The sequence below is a fragment of the Caballeronia hypogeia genome (genome assembly GCF_001544875.2).
Classification (GTDB): Bacteria; Pseudomonadota; Gammaproteobacteria; order Burkholderiales; family Burkholderiaceae; genus Caballeronia; species Caballeronia hypogeia.
This window is the reverse complement of record NZ_FCOA02000016.1, coordinates 83,117-98,730: the sequence shown is the minus strand read 5'-3', so window position 1 is coordinate 98,730 and position 15,614 is coordinate 83,117. Positions and strand designations below refer to the sequence as shown.

Below are 15,614 nucleotides of genomic sequence, written 5' to 3'. Positions count from 1 at the left end.
ATGCCTATCAAGCTTCGGAGACTATGTGATGACACCCGCAATTGGCGTACTGAGAAGACGCATTCTGAACGTCCAATCTTGCGATCACGCTCGTTACGTGGCTTCCGCTTGCGCTCACGACCGAACTGAGCATTCTTCTCGTGCAGCTCTTCGTGAGCATGCGCAAGAGCAAGGAAAAATAGCGCAGTTCTTGAACGAACTCGAAGCAGTGTGCCTCGTGCTCGGTGTGTTGCTCACCTCCACTCTGTTGATCGCTTGGCCGCTTGTCGCACATGTGGCGGCGGGCAATCTGTCCGCCGAGACGCGCGAGATGTGGTTTCAATTGATCGCGGGGCTTGCGCCCGTCGGCATATTGAGCTTTACCGTGGACATCGCAACCGCACGGCTTCAATCCTGTGAAAAGCAGATCCACACGCTCATCGAATGCATGCCGGCTCTCGTTCTGCTGTGCTTCATCCTAGCCATGCCGCATCATGACTCGCTGCGTCCACTGATGCCCGGCATTTCCGTCGGCGTGGCGCTGCAAGCGATCCTGCTTCGCGTGCTCGCGAGGAAGGCGGACGGAAAGCGAGTAAGGCCGTGGTGTTCGTTCCGCTCGCCCCATTGGGGCAAGACACTTCGTTCCATCGGCATGTTGGCGTTCGGCGGCATCATCGTCAGCATGATCACGCCGCTCGACCAGTATTTCCTTGTGCATGCGGAGACAGAGCCATTGCAACGTACTGCTACGCGAATCGCGTTCTGATGCTGATGCTCGGCATGAGCGCGCTCGCAAGAAGTCGGGCCATGCTTCCTCGCCGAAATGCAGGCGGTGAACAATCATGCGCGCGCAGGACATCGCATTCAAATGGTCGGTTGTGATGCTTGCTCTGGGTCGAATTTGCGCGGTGATCTCGTGGCTTCTCGTACCATGGATCATCGAAGTGCTGTTTCAGTGAGACTCACTCAAAGCAGAGGACACAGCGGCGGTGACGCTGCCCTTCCGCACCGGAGTGCTCCAGATCCCGTTTGCCTTCGGCACCCTCATCATCATTCAATTGTTCGTGAGCCAGCCCCCCTTCCGGACGCTCACGCTCATCGCAGTGATGCGGCGAATATGCTCCTGGCGCCTCGTTACGACGCGCAGGGCGTGCTGCTCGCAACCTGAATCGTGACGGCGATCGGCTTCGCGTATTACCTGGCGTTCCTGCGCACTGTCGGCCGGGCGGAGGCGAAAAAAAAGCGCGCCCGACGGGCGCGCCACGCGAACCTCTCGTTTGGATCAAGGCTCCAGTTCGGACCTGCCCGGATTGCCTTGCACGGCGACAGGTTTGGCCCGATTGACGGCCCTCGAGCGATACCAGCGACGAAGGTCGGAGATCAGAAAGGCAACCCTGCCCCACTGACTCATTGCAATTCGAAAGTCCGTTCTCGAATAGCAGGAGCCTTGCGCCCATACGGTCTTGTACTTGCCACCGCCCGCGCCGAAGTCGAAATCGCGGCCGCTTTCGAACGCCCATTTCACGACATATTCGAGCAACACCGCGCCCGGCGTGAATTTCCCATAGGCATCGTCGAACGCGGCTTGCACGCCGTGCACCGTTCGCTTCTCGACCGCGATCAGGTTGACTGCGATCGGCTTGTCATTCAGCGCTAGAACAAAAAGGCGAAAGCTTCCGCCCTCCGCGCTGTCCCGCAAAAGGGAGATGAAAAAAGAGCGGAAACGCGGCGTGAAAAGGGAGCCGCTTTTTCCGGCCCTTTCAGCCCACTGCTGTTTCCAGAGAAAAAAATCATCGATGAGCGAGGTGCTCGCCGGATCACGAAGATCCGCGATATACATCGAAACCGTGCCCTCTCTGTCGAGGCGGCGCTTGCAGGTATCGAGTTCCTTTCTCGGCTTAGCCGGCAACGACTGACGGAAAGCGGCCCAGTCGCCTCGCAGACGGGACCGGAGGACAGCGATCTCCGACTCCTCGGCGCGTTCGACAGTGCCGGATTTGGAAACATGGTCGAATAGCAGCGAGCCTGCTCGCACATGCGGCAGGTTGAGCAGGTCGGATCCTCCTTGCGCGCGCAGCATCCGCCACGCCGAGCCGACCAGTTCACCGTATTCCGGGCCTTCCTCTGCCAGGATACTTGTGAACACCGACCCGTCGGGTGCGAGCGGACGAATAGCTCGCCAAAGCATCTCCCGATAGCGGATCAGTGGCCAGACAAGCGCCAGGCGCTCGCCTTTCCATGCGACTATGCAGCACAACTGTCCGCCTTCCGGAAGAACGAGGTCCCTGAGCGTGCGCAGGCAGAAGTCGAATTCCTGACTGAAGCCTCCGCCGGCCCTCGTCCACAAATCTTCCCATTCTCCGCGTAGTGACTCGAATCTGTTGATAGTGGAAATCGTCTCGAATCTCGTGGCGTTTGCCATCACACTGACCCTCTCCGTCGATGCGAGCTTCGTGCTCGTCGGTGTTTTCATATTGCGGCGGACCACCGTCTTTAATAAGACCAAGACGTGAATCCGATTATTGACAATGAACCAATGGTGTGCGACTCGCTCCCGGATGCTCTGCGCTCGGGACAGGATGCAATCCCTCGTTTGTTGCTGAACCCGAGATTGGCGATCGGATTACTCGGGCGAATCTTACGTGCTGGTGTTCAGCATTTCAAGGAACAAACCTAGGCAATATCGGCATCGCTTAACATCCAGCTTTGCCCCGTTTGAACAGGTAATGTGGAAATCGTACCTGTTTTCATCAACACGACGAATGTACGCATCGACCGAATCATTCGAGGCAAGGGCTAACCCGATGTCGACCGTCAGACAACAGCGCGTTCATACAAGCCTCTTTCCCTTACATGCGTACTCAGGGCTTGGTCGCGACGTAATAGACCCATCCGCTGTCGCGAGCGTCACCGCGATTGTGCTCGATGAGCGCGCCATTGAGATCGTAGGATTCGATGCGCTCGCTGAACCCGAGTGCGCGCAACTGCCGTGCTTGCGACTCGATCGAGATGTAGTACTGCAGCATCTGAAAATCGCCCGCGGGCTCGTTGATCACGGCGTAGTCGGCCTCGATGACGTTTTGCCGCGAGTTTCTCGCGTGCCTCGCGTATTGCAGCGGAAAGCGCGAGATGTTGCGCAGCGTGCGCATCGGATTGAGGCTGAGTCCAATGCTCGGGCGACTATGAACGAAATTCTCGAATTGGGCGAAACCGCGGTTATGGCTCGAAAACACGAAGTAACCGCCAGGCTTGAGAATCTGATGGATCTTCGACAAGATCGTCAGCCGGTCCTCGTGTCCCACGTTATCGATGCCGTTGAACGAGAAGACCACGAGATCGAAGTAGTCGCGAGAGAACGCGCCATCGAGCTTGCGTGCATCCATCGTCAGGAAGCGTTGCTCAGGAAGACGCTCCTTGCACACGTCGACCATTCCGGCTGAATAATCGATGCCTGTGTAATCTTCGCTGATTTCGACCAGCGCTGGCGTGGTACGTCCACATCCAACGCCGATGTCGAGTATGGAGCCACCCGCAACGCGCGGCGCGAGCCTGGAGAAGATGACCTCCTCGGCCTTCTGAAGTATATGGTCAGACGAAAAGTCGCTCACGACCCGCTGAGTCGAGTACGCCTTTAGATTGACGGCATCGTGATCCATGGCGAGCATTCCCCTCATTGTTGGAAATCAGCATCTTCGGAAAACGCTTCATTAACTCGGCTTTTCGTGCTCTTCGAATTCGTCCCTTCTTCCAAGCCCGGCTATTCTTTCAAGCCACCGCGATGAATGTCAACCGTTAACAACGTTTCGAACGTTCGTCCGATCGCACTTGCAGACTGATGTCGCTCAACCACGCACATGGCGGAAAAATATACATCATCGCGAGCATGCATCTTTTATTGATGCGCCGAACTTGTGCATGCGTGATTCGTTCAATTTCGACGGTTTCGATGACCAGCGTGGGTGGGGCGACTCTCTCCATGCACCCGTCATGAAAACGATCGTTTCCCGTAATAGGCTCTGCAGGCTATCCCTCCGTAGCGACGCGTATGAACATAGCCGACCGCGCCCTCCCACACTGCGTTCGGCACGAGGCTCGCTACCTTGCAACTCATCTGATGGAGCCTCGGAACGGCAGCTTGGTTTTGTCGCGATAGGGGCAAGATACCGACCAAATCCAGTATAGTTAGGAATGCTTATGCCGATAGAGAGTAGAACATTTCGGCACAGGTGAAACCCGTTTCACGGCGCTCCATTTGGCGCGTGGCAGTGCTGTGCATTAGCTCGATGCTGTCCAACGGGACGCGGGCACGACGAAAGTGCTTGAAGCCCAGCATGCGTCGCATACGTCGCTTGATCGCCCAGCGGCGCACGGTTGAATGGGGGCCCGATATGCCTCGCTGCGCCAGCGTCTCTTCCAGGTGTCTAAGACTCAGCAGATACGTCGCATAAGCACACCGTGACCTCTCCTTTCACAAGCAAATACTTCAGCAAGCAATTGTCGAAAATGCCGCGTGGATGGGCAGTACTGAACGAAGGCATAGGCAGCGAATGGTGTGAAGCCACGAGCTTTCGAGCTCGATGCCGTGAGGCTGACCGCGTCGAGCGATGCCTGCTCCATGCAACGGGTGCCGATGCTCGTCACGTAGCCTCTATCGTCCAGGACGACGCCCGGCTTCGATAGTGGGTCGCCGCGCTTGCCACTGATGGGTGTAAAAGTCTCGAGGCCCACACCAACGCTGCCGCTCCTCTGCTTCTTGACCTACAATCCGCAGCATGAAAAGCCGGCACGATCGGAACAAACGACAAGCGCTCTGCGTTTGCGATACCACCGGAGTGGGAGCAGTGAAGTTACTCAATACTACTGCCGTCGTCGCGTGGTCGCTCGCGGCCTCGTGGTTTGCCTGGAGTACCTACGCAGAGCATAAGCTCGAGGCCGAACGAGACATGTGCGCGCTCAACGCTATAGATCAACAAATCAAGCATCAGTCATACGATAGGGAAAACGACATTGTGAATACGGATACGAGGGGTCCGCTTCTTTCCGCTGACGAGTCCCAAAAGCGTTGCGCGAACGTCAGCCCGCGCGCAACTTACGACCCCGTGATATCCAATCCGTCAGTTTCTCCCAGTCGGCCTGCTGCGCAAGCGACACTTGATCGCATGCGATGACAACACTTCCGCGCTAGACGCGGGCTGGATGACTCGTGCGCTGGCCAGCACGGGTGATCTATGGTCGTCCAGCCTTCGCGCTGCAACCGCACGTGAATGCGACGACAGCCGTAGCGGCGCTTTTGAGCTTCGATAGCCGCCATCCGCCTCGTCAGCGCCTGCTCATCGTCGGTTCGACGCGACTCATAATGGAACAGTGACCGCGGAATCCCAAACGGCCCGCAAGCCCAGGCGATACCCATTGCGCATCCGGTCATCAAGATTCGGAGCGCCTCGCGTTTGGCTTGCGGGCTGGCTACTTTCGCGACAGAAGGTCTTTCAGAGCGGATTTGTCGAGCATCGAGTGTAAGCGGCGGCGCCCGGGCACCGCGAAACGCAATTTCGGGGCCCTATTTCTGATAACCCGCCCGCTTCACGGCGCGATCGGCGGCAGCGTTGCCCGCCTTGAGCGCCGCGTCAACACCAATTTGTCCGGCAACGACGCCCGCTATGGCCTGCCCCACCACGGTCCAGAAGGACCGGAACTCGGGGATGCCTACGAACTGAATGCCGCTGTATGGCACCTGCTTGAGCGAAGAGGCGTTCGGGTCGGCCGATTCGATCGCTTTCAATACAAACTCTCCGAACGGAACGGCCTGCTTGTACTCGGGACGTGCAACACGTCGACTTCCTGCTCGGGGGAACGGATGCCCAACCCTCGTCTTCTCCAACCATCTCGATGTACTGTTCGACGTTGCCCAGGCAACAGATTTCTTCGCAGCATCCCGCGACTTTGAGGTCTTGGGGATTGCCAGCGACCACGACCACAGCCAATGCGATCCCTTCGGTGTCACCACAATGGGCGCCGCAGCGAAGCCTATTCTGTCCGTCACCGCCGACTGCGACTTGTTGTAGAGGATGCCTGCGGCGGCCGTCGCATCGATCCACATCGCGCACTTCCCCGACGACATCAGCGTAAGGTTCTCATTGAAGCCGTTCGAACTCGCTCCGGGCGGCCCGTCGTTCTTCAAGAGCTCTGCATAGAAGCTGATCGCGTTGTGCCACTCTGGCGTATCGATCTGCGCTTTCCAGTTCTCATCGAACCAGCGTCCACCATAGGTGTTCATAACGGTCGACACGTACGCCATGTTCTCGCCCCGGCCTGCCTTTCCGCGCAAGCAGATGCCATATTGACCTGCGGCCTTAGTGGTAAGCGTTTCGGCGAATTGCCTGATCTGGTCGTAAGTCGGCTGATCCGGCATCTTGAGTCCGGCCGCTTCGAACAAATCCTTTCGATAAAAAGTCATCGAACTCTCGACATAGAACGGCAGCCCATGGAGCTGGCCATCGTAGGAAAGGCCGCTCCGCGCCGCCTCGACCACGTCGTCGAGGTCGTAGTCAGCCGGCAGATCGGTCATCGGCACCGTCCGTGAGTGCAGGCTGGCGCTCAAATGCGAACCGGGTCGATAAGTAAGGGCGTAGCGATATCCGTACACTTATCGACAAGCATTCCTACATGTTTTATTCTGGCCGATGGGATGACACCGAGTACGCTTTAGGCACCTAGTAGTATTGGTTTTTCCCACAGGCGAGTACTTTCGCGGTCGCCGCTTTGCTGTTCGATTTCCGCAGCCGAGAACGGGTTTTCCGCCGAGGCGGCATGTCCGCTTCCTCGAGTGTCACCGCGATGCACGAAGGAACCTACCTTCATTCTAGGTTATCGAAATGAAAGTGTAAGAACAACTCGCGGGATCGCGAAGCGTTCATAAAGCGCAATTTTGACGGGCACCATCGCCAGGTAATCGGCCTTGAAGTGCCGGCCGCGCCACTTTTCCAGTTGCTCGCCTTGTTCGCGGAGCGCATCTTCCGAAAGGAAAACCGGCAGCAGTTTATCGCCATAGCGGGCGCTGGCATACGTGGTGCTATGCGTCAGGGTAAGCCCGCTTCATCTCCCTTCAACTCCGTTGGAGAATCCGCGATGACCATCCAGAGAAAGATCTCCAATTGGCGCAGGATCGGCCATTTCTGCGCAACGCGGCTCGTCGATTATGGCGAGCTGATTCCCATCGAGCTTGCCGAAACCAAGAGGCGCGTGATTCACGAAGCGGTCGCAATGATCGCACTCGCCATCGGCGCGCTGTTTGCGCTGTCGTTCGTATCGATCGCGGTGATCGTGACCGCGGTCGGCACGCCGCATCTCACGCTCACGGCGTGGTGTGTCGCGGGCGCGTGGCTGGCCGTCGCGGTGATTTCAGCCGTCGTGATGGTGTCGCACAAGCCGGCCGAACCGTTCCAGTTGTTGCGTGACCAGTTGCGGCGCGACGTCGACACGATCAGGGAGGTGGCGCAATGAAGCATGCGATGCAACAGGAAGTGATCCTCGCGCGCATGGCCGAATCGCGTGCGGCGCTGGTCGCAGCGCACGCACTGAACGAACCCGTGCGCATCGCACGCGTACCGCTCACGCCGCGATCGACGACGAAGAACGCCGCGCCGTGGTTCCTGCGGACGCCCAATGCCGAACTGATCGCTCTCGGGCTGGTCGGCATCGCGATCCTCGGACTGCGCCGAACGGTGCAAACGGCGGTCGGTGCGGGATTGAGCGCATCGGCACATCGCGTCTTCGGCGATGTCCTGAATGCGTTGCGCGAATGAATTTCCTCTAACGCACCTTCGCCAAAGGCATTCCGTTCGTCGGCTTTGTCGGCTACGACAAGTTCTTGATGAAGTTGTCGCACAGCGCAATTACGCGAGCCAATGCCCCGGTATCGCCGAGCGAGTGATCGACGCCTCTACACACTTCGGGCCTGACCCGGCGCAGTTGCGAAAGCTTCTTCCCATGCCTGCCGAAGTGCGCGTTGAGCTGGTCCAGACCGTCGTCGTTCACGCTGTACAAAAGCAGCGCGTGCACGCCCTTTCGTTCGAGTGCCTGAACGACGCCTCGCGGATGCGTGAGCGGCTTTTCTCCGACGCCGCATAGAGACCCGCGCGTCAAGATGCCTAGCTGGGAATTCAGTCGGGCCATGGCATTCGATGCGAAAGCCCGGACGATCGGCCTGAGTCCTCGCTTGCCGCTCAAAACCAGCCACCACTTTCCTGGCGCGAGAATAGCCGGTCCGAGACGCCTCATGGTATGGCTCATCTCCCTTCTAAGCTCTGTCAGCGTGATCGACTCGGGAATGTAGAAGCGCTGAAGGTTGACGGCAATGACCGCCGCAATCGCCGGCTCGACAAGCGATGCACGCAACGCGCTGTACGCCCCCGAGCAAACGCCGAACGTGATGACCGTGTCGTAGCCCTTGCGTTTGAGCCATGCGGCAGCGGACGCGGCGTCTTCAGAGATGCTTTGCGCATGGATGGACATCGTGATCGGATGATGCGCTTCATCCGCTGGGCGATGCGGGCTGTCGCCAATGCCGCGGGCATCGATGCGTAACGAAGCAACGCCGCGCCGCGCCAGTTCTCGCGCAATATGCACCGACTGGCGACTGTCACCGTGATGCACGCTGAGAGCGGTATTGGTGATGACGACCACCGGACCACCTGCGCGCTCATCGCGCGGTTCGCACAAGACGCCGAATAGTCCGGCTGAACCGATTACCACCGGATGTTCGATCGCGCCCGGCGTCTCGATGATCGCATCGCCGCCCGAGCGTGATCTAGCAGCAGCCTTCGTCGTGCCCGATGCCGGATCGATCGGGATGCTTTCGGCAACGTTATCCGCAATCCATTGCACCGTTCGCGTGAGCGTTTTCCCGGGCAACACGGATGTCGCAGTCTCCTGCATGAAGTCAAAGTAGTCGACGAAAGCCTTCGTCTCTACTTCGACCCCTCGATTTCGCAGTGCGGCGCATAACGGCTCGCTGGCGCCCGCGCGGATATCAGCTATGAATGCGCGCTTGAGTCTCGAAGCTGAACGGCACACGGTCGAGGCCACGTCGAGTTCTCGCAAGTCGTCGAGAAATGCATCGCCATACACTTGCCCGAGGACATTGAACGGTGCATCGTGCTGCCGCGCTCGCATGTGTTCCGGAAGATTTTCGATCCACGCTTTCCTTAATGCCGTCAGCTCGCGCAGGTAAAGGCGTCCGTTCGTGACGGGTGCGAGCAACGCGAGCGAGTCCACCGGAGGATGCGGCGACGCAAGGGACGCCAATGCTCCACCAAGGCGCAAACCAGCCAGCGTAATCGTCGTGACGCCGGTCTCGCTGCGCAGGCAGTCGATCGCCGCCGTGACATCCGCCACCAGCCCGTCGAGCCGGTTGCCTTCGAGGTTGTCGGCCGAATCGCCCGTCGTCAGATAGTCGAACCGAAGAACCGGGATATCTCGTCTGGACAATGCTTCGGCGAGGTGACGTATGGCCTGGTGTGCCCACGTATTTTCGTGTCCGAAAGAATTGCACACTACAACGCCATGCACGCCTGCGCCAGAATGAAGCCACCCAAAACGCCCGCCAAAAACGATCGGGCTCATGAACTCCCTCCTAGCTTCCAACTGCTAAGTACGCGGCCCCGCTCTTTACAAAAGTGATCCCGGAAGTGCGCGATTTGTCATGGAAAAATCAGCTCGCGAAGCTCCGTGTTTACGGTCCTCGTCGTTTGAATGCGTCGCAATTCTCGTTCCTCGCATGCGCGCGAAATGCAACGTCGGAGGCGAGCGATGAATTAACTAACCCTTTATCGTTCGATCGAGCCAGAGAATCGTCGCGAGCGATCCGGTGATCGGATTTTATCGTGAGTGACATCGCGACACGTTCTACATGCCCTTTTAGCGCACATACGCGATCGCGGCGCGTTGCCGGTCGCGTCCGTCGAGCGCCGCCAGGCTGTCGCGATAGCGGCCGTGACGATACGCATCGCTCCCGCTCGACATCGCGAGCCTCCACGCAATGCACGCGCGCGCGAATCGGCGGCGATCGAAGGTGTCGCGAGCAGGGCATCGGCCGCACAGTTGCGCGGCGGCGGCGTAGTCGTGCAGCGCGAATTCAGGCCACGCCACGCGTATCGCGTTATCCATCCCACGAATCAGGGCTGGCGTTTGCTCCGGCCACCAGCGGGTTTGTCAGCCGGCTTACGTGAATCCGCAACTGGCTTGCCGACGGGTTTGCTGCGTGGCTTTTTCACGCTGAAGGGATTACCGCCGGACAAGCTTGCGCCTTTCTCCGGGGCCGCAGCGCGCTGCGCCGAAGGCTTGCGTTTATTTTCGCCACCTTGCGGGCGCGGTTTTTTGCTGAGCGCCTGCGTGACGCCCGGCGCAGCTTGCGGCACTTTGGGCTTCTTAGGTTTTTTGGGCTTCTTGATGATCTCACCCGTTGCGCTGGTTTGCGGCACGCGGTGTTCGGCTTCAAAGCCCGGTTCTTCTTCACGGGGCAGCGTTTGCCGGATCAGCGCTTCGATCGCGGCCAGTTGCGGCGCTTCATCGGCGCAAACGAGGGACACCGCCACGCCGCTGGCGCCCGCGCGGCCGGTACGGCCGATACGGTGCACGTAGTCTTGCGGCACGATCGGCAGATCAACGTTGATCACCAGCGGCAGGTCGTCGATATCCAGCCCGCGTGCAGCCACATCGGTGGCCACCAGCATTTGTACTTCGCCTGTCTTGAAACGCTCGAGCGCACGCAGGCGCGCGGGTTGCGGTTTGTCGCCATGGATGGTGTCGACCGCATAACCCGCTTCATCCAGCATGGCCGCCAGGTAATCCACGCCATTGCGGGTTTTGACGAACACCAGCGCGTGCTCCCAGTTGTTCTGAGCCACGAGGTGCATGAAGAGGTCGGGCTTGTTTCTTTTGTCCACCGGCACCACCCATTGCCTGATCTTGCTGGCCGTCGCATTGGGCGGGCTGACGCTGATGTTGACCGGGCCGCGCAGAATGCTCGCCGCCATGGCGCGGATATCATCGGTGAACGTGGCGGAGAACAGCAGGGTCTGCCGCCGAGCGGGCAAGGCGGCGAAGACGGCGTTGAGTTCGCGCGCAAAGCCCAGATCGAGCATGCGGTCGGCTTCATCCAGCACCAGCGCTTGTACCTGATCGAACTGCACTGCGTTCTGGCGATTGAGATCCAGCAAACGGCCCGGCGTGGCAACGAGCACATCCACGCCCTTGCGCAACTTCATCATCTGCGGGTTGATGCTCACGCCGCCATAGGCGGCCAGATATCGCAAGTCGAGGCCTTTGCCGTACTCGACAAAGCTTTGCAGGACTTGTTCAGCCAGTTCGCGCGTGGGCACCAGCACCAGAACCCGCGCGCGGTTGCTCGATACCGCCGGGCCGTGTTGCGCCAGCCGTTGCAGCAGCGGCAGCGCAAAGCCCGCCGTTTTGCCAGTGCCGGTCTGCGCCGCGGCCATGACGTCCTTGCCGCTGAGCACGGCAGGAATCGCCTTGGCCTGCACCGGCGTAGGTGTCTGGTAATTGAGGTCCTGCAAATTTCGCAGCAACGGCTCGATCAGGCCAAGCGAGGCAAAAGACATGCACGTATTCCCGGCTAAAAAACACAATTTTAGCGGTTACCGCGCTCATTGCACCGATCAAACGTCGCGCTTCGCCTTCAACGAAAGGCATAGTCCGCACGCGATGACCGGCCCGATGGCCAGCGTCAGAAGCGGATAGGTGAATCCACCGGTAGCTTCCCTTACCCAGCCGACGAGAAAGGGCCCGGTGAATCCGCCGATCTGCGCCACACCGTTGATGAAGGCGAGACCGCCTGCGGCGGCGGCGCCGGTCAGGAATTGCGAAGGCAGCGTCCAGAAAACGCCGAGCGTCGCCCACAATCCCGTCGCGCAGATGCAGAGCGCCAGCAGTCCCAGCAGCGGGGTGGGCGCAATCGCGCTCGCCGCAAGAAAGACGCCGCCCAGCAAGCCCGCGAATGCGGTGTGCATCCTGCGTTCGCCCGTGCGGTCGGAACTGCGCGCGACCAGCACGAGTCCGATCGCGCCGAAGATAAACGGAATCGCCGAGACCACGCCGGTCTGGAACGTCGTGAGGCCGCCGACACTGCGGACGATCTGCGGAAGCCACAGCACCACGCCATAAATGGCGACGCCGTTGAACATGTAAATCAGCGTCAGCACCCAGACGCGCAGGTCCTTCAGCGCCGCGAGAAATGACTGTGCGCCATGGCGGCCGGTTTCTTCGCGTTCGGTATCGAGCTTCGCGATCAGCCAGTTGCGTTCGTCAGGGGTGAGCCAGCGGTTCGCACGCGGCGACTGCGGCCGGTCGACCAGATAGAAGAAAGTGACGATGCCGAGCAGCACCGCCGGAATGCCTTCGAGCAGGAACATCCAGCGCCAGCCCGAGTAACCGAACCAGCCGTGTGCCGCGCCGATGATGTAGCCCGAAAGCGGCGCGCCGAACACCGAGGACAGGACGGTCGCCAGCATGAAGCCCGCAACGGCCTTGCCGCGCTCCTTCTTCGGGAACCAGTACGTGATGTAGAGCAGCACGCCGGGCGCGAACCCCGCCTCCGCCAGGCCCAGCAGGAAGCGCAGCAGATAGAAGCTGTGCGGACCCTGCAAGGCGGCCATCGCGCAGCAGACCAGACCCCAGGTCACCATGATGCGCGCGATCCACACGCGCGGTCCCACGCGATCCATGATCAGATTGCTGGGCACTTCGAACAGGATGTAGCCGATAAAGAAGATGCCCGCACCCAGGCCATACGCCTTCGGATCGAGCCCGATCTCGCTGTTCATTTCCAGCGCCGCGAAACCGACGTTCACGCGGTCGAGGTAGTTGATGATGAACAGCAGGAAGCAGTACCACACGATCCGGGTGTGCAGCTTGCGAATCACGGCGCGCTCCATTGCGCCATCGCCTTGCCTTCCGGCCGCCTCGCTCCTTGGCGCGAGCCCCGTCGCCGATCTGTTTGATGACATCCTTTTTCCTCTCTTCGATGCGGATTGCACGCCGTCCGGTGGTTATGTCGCGCCCGAGTCCGGCGCATGATCAAAAACTGTTGCGCTATCGTATATGAGAAACTAGTATCCCAGTTATCGCGGTTTTCCCGCATTTGGCGCCTTAGCTGAAACAAGGACATTCGAAAGGAGACGAACGGTGTCGAAGAATCTGGCCGCACGGCTGAAGCAACCCGGACTGATCGTGGCCCCGGGCTGTCACGATGCATTGGGCGCGCGCATCATCGAGCGCGCGGGTTTCGAGGCGGTCTACATGACGGGCAATGGTTTGTCGGCGTCGCTCATCGGCGCGCCCGACATCGGCCTGCTCACCATGACGGAGATGGTCGAGCGCGGCCGCGCGTTCGCCGATGCCGTGCAAATTCCCGTCATCGCGGATGCCGATACGGGTTACGGCAATGCGAACAACGTGCAGCGCACCGTTCGCGCCTACGAGGCGGCCGGAGTCGGCGCGATCCATCTCGAAGACCAGGTCACGCCCAAGCGCTGCGGGGCGATGGCCGGCCTCGCGCTGATCTCGCCAGAAGAACACGCGGACAAGATTCGCGCGGCCTGCGAGGCACGCCGGAATCCCGACCTGCTCATCATCGGCCGGTCCGACGCGCGCATTCCCAACGGCTTCGCGGACGCGCTCGCGCGCGGACGCGCCTACGCCGCGGCAGGCGCCGATGTCGTGCTGCTCGAGATGCTGCAATCGGCGGAAGAAATCAGGGAAGCGGTCGAGACCATCGACGCGCCGCTGATGTTCAACTATGTCGACGGCAAGGCCCCGCCGCTGACGGCGAAAGAGTTCGAGGCGCTTGGCGTGAAACTGCTCGCGTTCCCGGTGTCGGCCACGCTCGCTTACGCGCAGATGATGACGGGCTTCGTCGATCACATCAAGGCGCACGGCACCACCGCCGACGCGCCGCAAGGCCGCATGACGCTTGCCGACTACGAGGCGTTGCTCGGCAAGTCCGACTACATCTGACGCGCCCACCACGACTTTATTGGAGAGACAGGAATGAGCAAGCATCAATCGCTGGCGGGACTCGTCGTTGCGGTGACCGGAGGCGGCCAGGGTATTGGACGCGCAATGGCCCTGCGCCTCGCGGAAGAAGGCGCGAAACTCGCGATCGCGGATATCAACGGCGGCGCCGCGCAGACCGTCTGCGACGAACTGCGTCAACGCGATGTCGAAGCCATCGCGATCACCGTGGACGTCACCCGGCAAGCGGACTGCGAGCGGATGGTCGCGTCAGTCGTCGAGGCATACGGACGCATCGACATGATGATCGCCAATGCGGGCGTGATTCAGGTCAAGCAATATCTGGATATCGGCGAGGAGGACTGGGACAAGGTGTTCGCGGTGAACACCAAGGGCGTGTTCCTGACGACTCAGGCCGCCGCGCGCCAGATGCGCAAGCAGACGCCGATCGCCGAAGGACGTCCGAAGGGCAAGATCGTGACGCTGTCGTCCATCGCGGGCCGCTACGGCGCGGGACCGATGGCGCCGGTCATTCCTCACTATCGCGCGAGCAAGGCGGCTGTGATCAGCATCACGCAATCGGCGGCGTATACCTTCGCGCCGGATATCACGGTCAATGCGATCTGTCCGGGCCTCGTCGAGACCGACATGTGGAAGTTGATCGATCAGCAATGGACCGCCATCGAGAACTGGGAATCCGGACAGGCGTGGAAGCAGCGCGTGAGCGCCGTGCCGCTGGGCCGCCCGCAAACGGCGGACGATGTCGCCGGGCTCGCGGCCTTTCTGGCGTCGAAAGACTCGGATTACATGACCGGCCAGTCCCTCAACATCGAGGGCGGCCTCACGATGAGCTGATCAGGCCGCGCCTGCCCTACGCGTCCGGCGTTTCTTCACCGCCGGACGCCCGCTGGCGTCGGATGCGCCGTCTGAAACCTGACCGCTCTCCAGCGCGCGCAGGTAATTGGCTTGTGTCCGCATGATGTGCTGAACGAGCACGCTTTCGATCCTGTCGATATCGCCTTTGGCCCACAGTTCGATGATCTCGCGATGATCGTCGAAGGAACGCGCAGGTTCCCCCTCGACGTGCCCGGCGAGATGCGTGCGCAACGCGCTCACCCGCCCGGACGCCAGCAGATACGCGGAGCTCAGATACTGGTTGTCGCAGTGATCGAGAAATGCCGCATGGAACAGCGTGTCCGCCCGTGCGTAGGCGCGACTGTCTTTTTTCTTTTGTGCGCGCGTCATATCCGCGAACGCACTTTTCAGACTCGCCAGCGCGGCGTCCTTGTGATGCGCCATGGCCAGTCGCGCCGCCTTCACTTCCAGCGTCGCTCGAAAATCGCAGAGTTCACCGACATCGTCCGCTGTCGCCGCGAACACGAAAGTGCCCGTTTGCGGAACGATGGTGACCAGTCCCTGATGCTGCAAGGTGCTGAGCGCCTCGCGAATCGGCGTGCGGCTCACGCCGAGTTCGATCGCGAGTGTGTCTTCGGACAGCGCCTCGCCCAGGGCGAATTCCCCGGTCATGATTGCCTCACGCAATCGCTCCGTAACGACGCCGGACAGAGACCGCGGACGGTCGATCACAATTTTTCGAGTCATGAAGT

12 protein-coding genes and 3 pseudogenes are annotated in these 15,614 nt (G+C 60.3%); 5 read left to right on the top strand and 10 right to left on the bottom strand.

Features of this window, described 5'->3' with window-relative positions; all coding sequences use genetic code 11:
- The first annotated feature begins 190 nt into the window (after nucleotides 1-190).
- Entirely contained in the window at nucleotides 191-745 is a 555-nt protein-coding gene (locus AWB79_RS22460) for an MATE family efflux transporter (RefSeq protein WP_061169644.1), read from the top strand.
- Nucleotides 746-1,261: 516 nt separating this feature from the next.
- On the opposite strand, the gene AWB79_RS22450 is transcribed toward AWB79_RS22460, so the two are convergent.
- The 5 genes and pseudogenes from AWB79_RS22450 to AWB79_RS22440 all read right to left on the bottom strand — a co-directional run.
- Nucleotides 1,262-2,401 carry a GNAT family N-acetyltransferase gene (locus AWB79_RS22450; protein ID WP_061169642.1) on the bottom strand — a complete coding sequence of 380 codons (1,140 nt, stop codon included), beginning with the start codon at nucleotides 2,399-2,401 and terminating at the stop codon, nucleotides 1,262-1,264.
- A 439-nt stretch (nucleotides 2,402-2,840) separates the two neighbouring features.
- Nucleotides 2,841-3,635, bottom strand: a complete 795-nt coding sequence (locus AWB79_RS22445; RefSeq protein ID WP_157695828.1) for a class I SAM-dependent methyltransferase — start codon at nucleotides 3,633-3,635, stop codon at nucleotides 2,841-2,843.
- Nucleotides 3,636-4,327: 692 nt separating this feature from the next.
- Nucleotides 4,328-4,426 (bottom strand): annotated as a pseudogene (locus AWB79_RS41070) (IS6 family transposase); the annotation flags it as partial.
- A 36-nt stretch (nucleotides 4,427-4,462) separates the two neighbouring features.
- A pseudogene (locus AWB79_RS40530) lies at nucleotides 4,463-4,701 on the bottom strand (IS5/IS1182 family transposase); the annotation flags it as partial.
- Nucleotides 4,702-5,536: 835 nt separating this feature from the next.
- A pseudogene (locus AWB79_RS22440) lies at nucleotides 5,537-6,547 on the bottom strand (extracellular solute-binding protein); the annotation flags it as partial.
- Between the two features lie 557 nt (nucleotides 6,548-7,104).
- Here AWB79_RS22440 and AWB79_RS22435 point away from each other — a divergent pair.
- The gene (locus AWB79_RS22435; RefSeq protein ID WP_061169640.1) at nucleotides 7,105-7,479 is read left to right on the top strand and encodes a phage holin family protein; all 375 of its coding nucleotides are present in this window, start codon (nucleotides 7,105-7,107) and stop codon (nucleotides 7,477-7,479) included.
- Nucleotides 7,476-7,781, top strand: a complete 306-nt coding sequence (locus AWB79_RS22430) for a hypothetical protein (RefSeq protein WP_061169639.1) — start codon at nucleotides 7,476-7,478, stop codon at nucleotides 7,779-7,781. Before AWB79_RS22435 ends, AWB79_RS22430 begins: the two co-directional genes overlap by 4 nt.
- A gap of 52 nt (nucleotides 7,782-7,833) precedes the next feature.
- Here AWB79_RS22430 and AWB79_RS22425 read toward each other — a convergent pair whose 3' ends face one another.
- From AWB79_RS22425 to AWB79_RS22410, 4 genes are all read right to left on the bottom strand, one after another.
- Nucleotides 7,834-9,600 carry a serine aminopeptidase domain-containing protein gene (locus tag AWB79_RS22425; protein ID WP_061169638.1) on the bottom strand — a complete coding sequence of 589 codons (1,767 nt, stop codon included), beginning with the start codon at nucleotides 9,598-9,600 and terminating at the stop codon, nucleotides 7,834-7,836.
- Between the two features lie 294 nt (nucleotides 9,601-9,894).
- Entirely contained in the window at nucleotides 9,895-10,143 is a 249-nt protein-coding gene (locus AWB79_RS22420; protein WP_061169637.1) for a hypothetical protein, read from the bottom strand.
- 8 nt (nucleotides 10,144-10,151) lie between these two features.
- Nucleotides 10,152-11,597, bottom strand: a complete 1,446-nt coding sequence (locus AWB79_RS22415) for a DEAD/DEAH box helicase (protein ID WP_061169636.1) — start codon at nucleotides 11,595-11,597, stop codon at nucleotides 10,152-10,154.
- A 57-nt stretch (nucleotides 11,598-11,654) separates the two neighbouring features.
- Nucleotides 11,655-13,001 (bottom strand): MFS transporter, encoded by a 1,347-nt coding sequence (locus AWB79_RS22410; protein WP_082862437.1) that lies wholly within the window; start codon nucleotides 12,999-13,001, stop codon nucleotides 11,655-11,657.
- A gap of 178 nt (nucleotides 13,002-13,179) precedes the next feature.
- On the opposite strand from AWB79_RS22410, the gene AWB79_RS22405 reads away from it, so the two are divergent.
- Both AWB79_RS22405 and AWB79_RS22400 read left to right on the top strand, forming a co-directional pair.
- The gene (locus AWB79_RS22405; protein ID WP_061169634.1) at nucleotides 13,180-14,010 is read left to right on the top strand and encodes an isocitrate lyase/PEP mutase family protein; all 831 of its coding nucleotides are present in this window, start codon (nucleotides 13,180-13,182) and stop codon (nucleotides 14,008-14,010) included.
- 33 nt (nucleotides 14,011-14,043) lie between these two features.
- Nucleotides 14,044-14,862 (top strand): SDR family NAD(P)-dependent oxidoreductase, encoded by an 819-nt coding sequence (locus tag AWB79_RS22400; protein ID WP_061169633.1) that lies wholly within the window; start codon nucleotides 14,044-14,046, stop codon nucleotides 14,860-14,862.
- Here AWB79_RS22400 and AWB79_RS22395 read toward each other — a convergent pair whose 3' ends face one another.
- Nucleotides 14,863-15,609, bottom strand: a complete 747-nt coding sequence (locus tag AWB79_RS22395; protein WP_269767993.1) for a GntR family transcriptional regulator — start codon at nucleotides 15,607-15,609, stop codon at nucleotides 14,863-14,865.
- Between the last annotated feature and the right edge of the window lie 5 nt (nucleotides 15,610-15,614).

Excerpts from the sequence above, each read along its gene's own strand:
- AWB79_RS22415 (WP_061169636.1), bottom strand. The coding sequence starts at position 11,597 with ATGTCTTTTGCCTCGCTTGGCCTGATCGAGCCGTTGCTGCGAAATTTG.
- AWB79_RS22445 (WP_157695828.1), bottom strand. The coding sequence starts at position 3,635 with ATGGATCACGATGCCGTCAATCTAAAGGCGTACTCGACTCAGCGGGTC.
- AWB79_RS22400 (WP_061169633.1), top strand. The coding sequence starts at position 14,044 with ATGAGCAAGCATCAATCGCTGGCGGGACTCGTCGTTGCGGTGACCGGA.
- AWB79_RS22395 (WP_269767993.1), bottom strand. The coding sequence starts at position 15,609 with ATGACTCGAAAAATTGTGATCGACCGTCCGCGGTCTCTGTCCGGCGTC.
- AWB79_RS22410 (WP_082862437.1), bottom strand. The coding sequence starts at position 13,001 with ATGTCATCAAACAGATCGGCGACGGGGCTCGCGCCAAGGAGCGAGGCG.
- AWB79_RS22435 (WP_061169640.1), top strand. The coding sequence starts at position 7,105 with ATGACCATCCAGAGAAAGATCTCCAATTGGCGCAGGATCGGCCATTTC.
- AWB79_RS22430 (WP_061169639.1), top strand. The coding sequence starts at position 7,476 with ATGAAGCATGCGATGCAACAGGAAGTGATCCTCGCGCGCATGGCCGAA.
- AWB79_RS22450 (WP_061169642.1), bottom strand. The coding sequence starts at position 2,401 with ATGGCAAACGCCACGAGATTCGAGACGATTTCCACTATCAACAGATTC.
- AWB79_RS22420 (WP_061169637.1), bottom strand. The coding sequence starts at position 10,143 with ATGGATAACGCGATACGCGTGGCGTGGCCTGAATTCGCGCTGCACGAC.
- AWB79_RS22425 (WP_061169638.1), bottom strand. The coding sequence starts at position 9,600 with ATGAGCCCGATCGTTTTTGGCGGGCGTTTTGGGTGGCTTCATTCTGGC.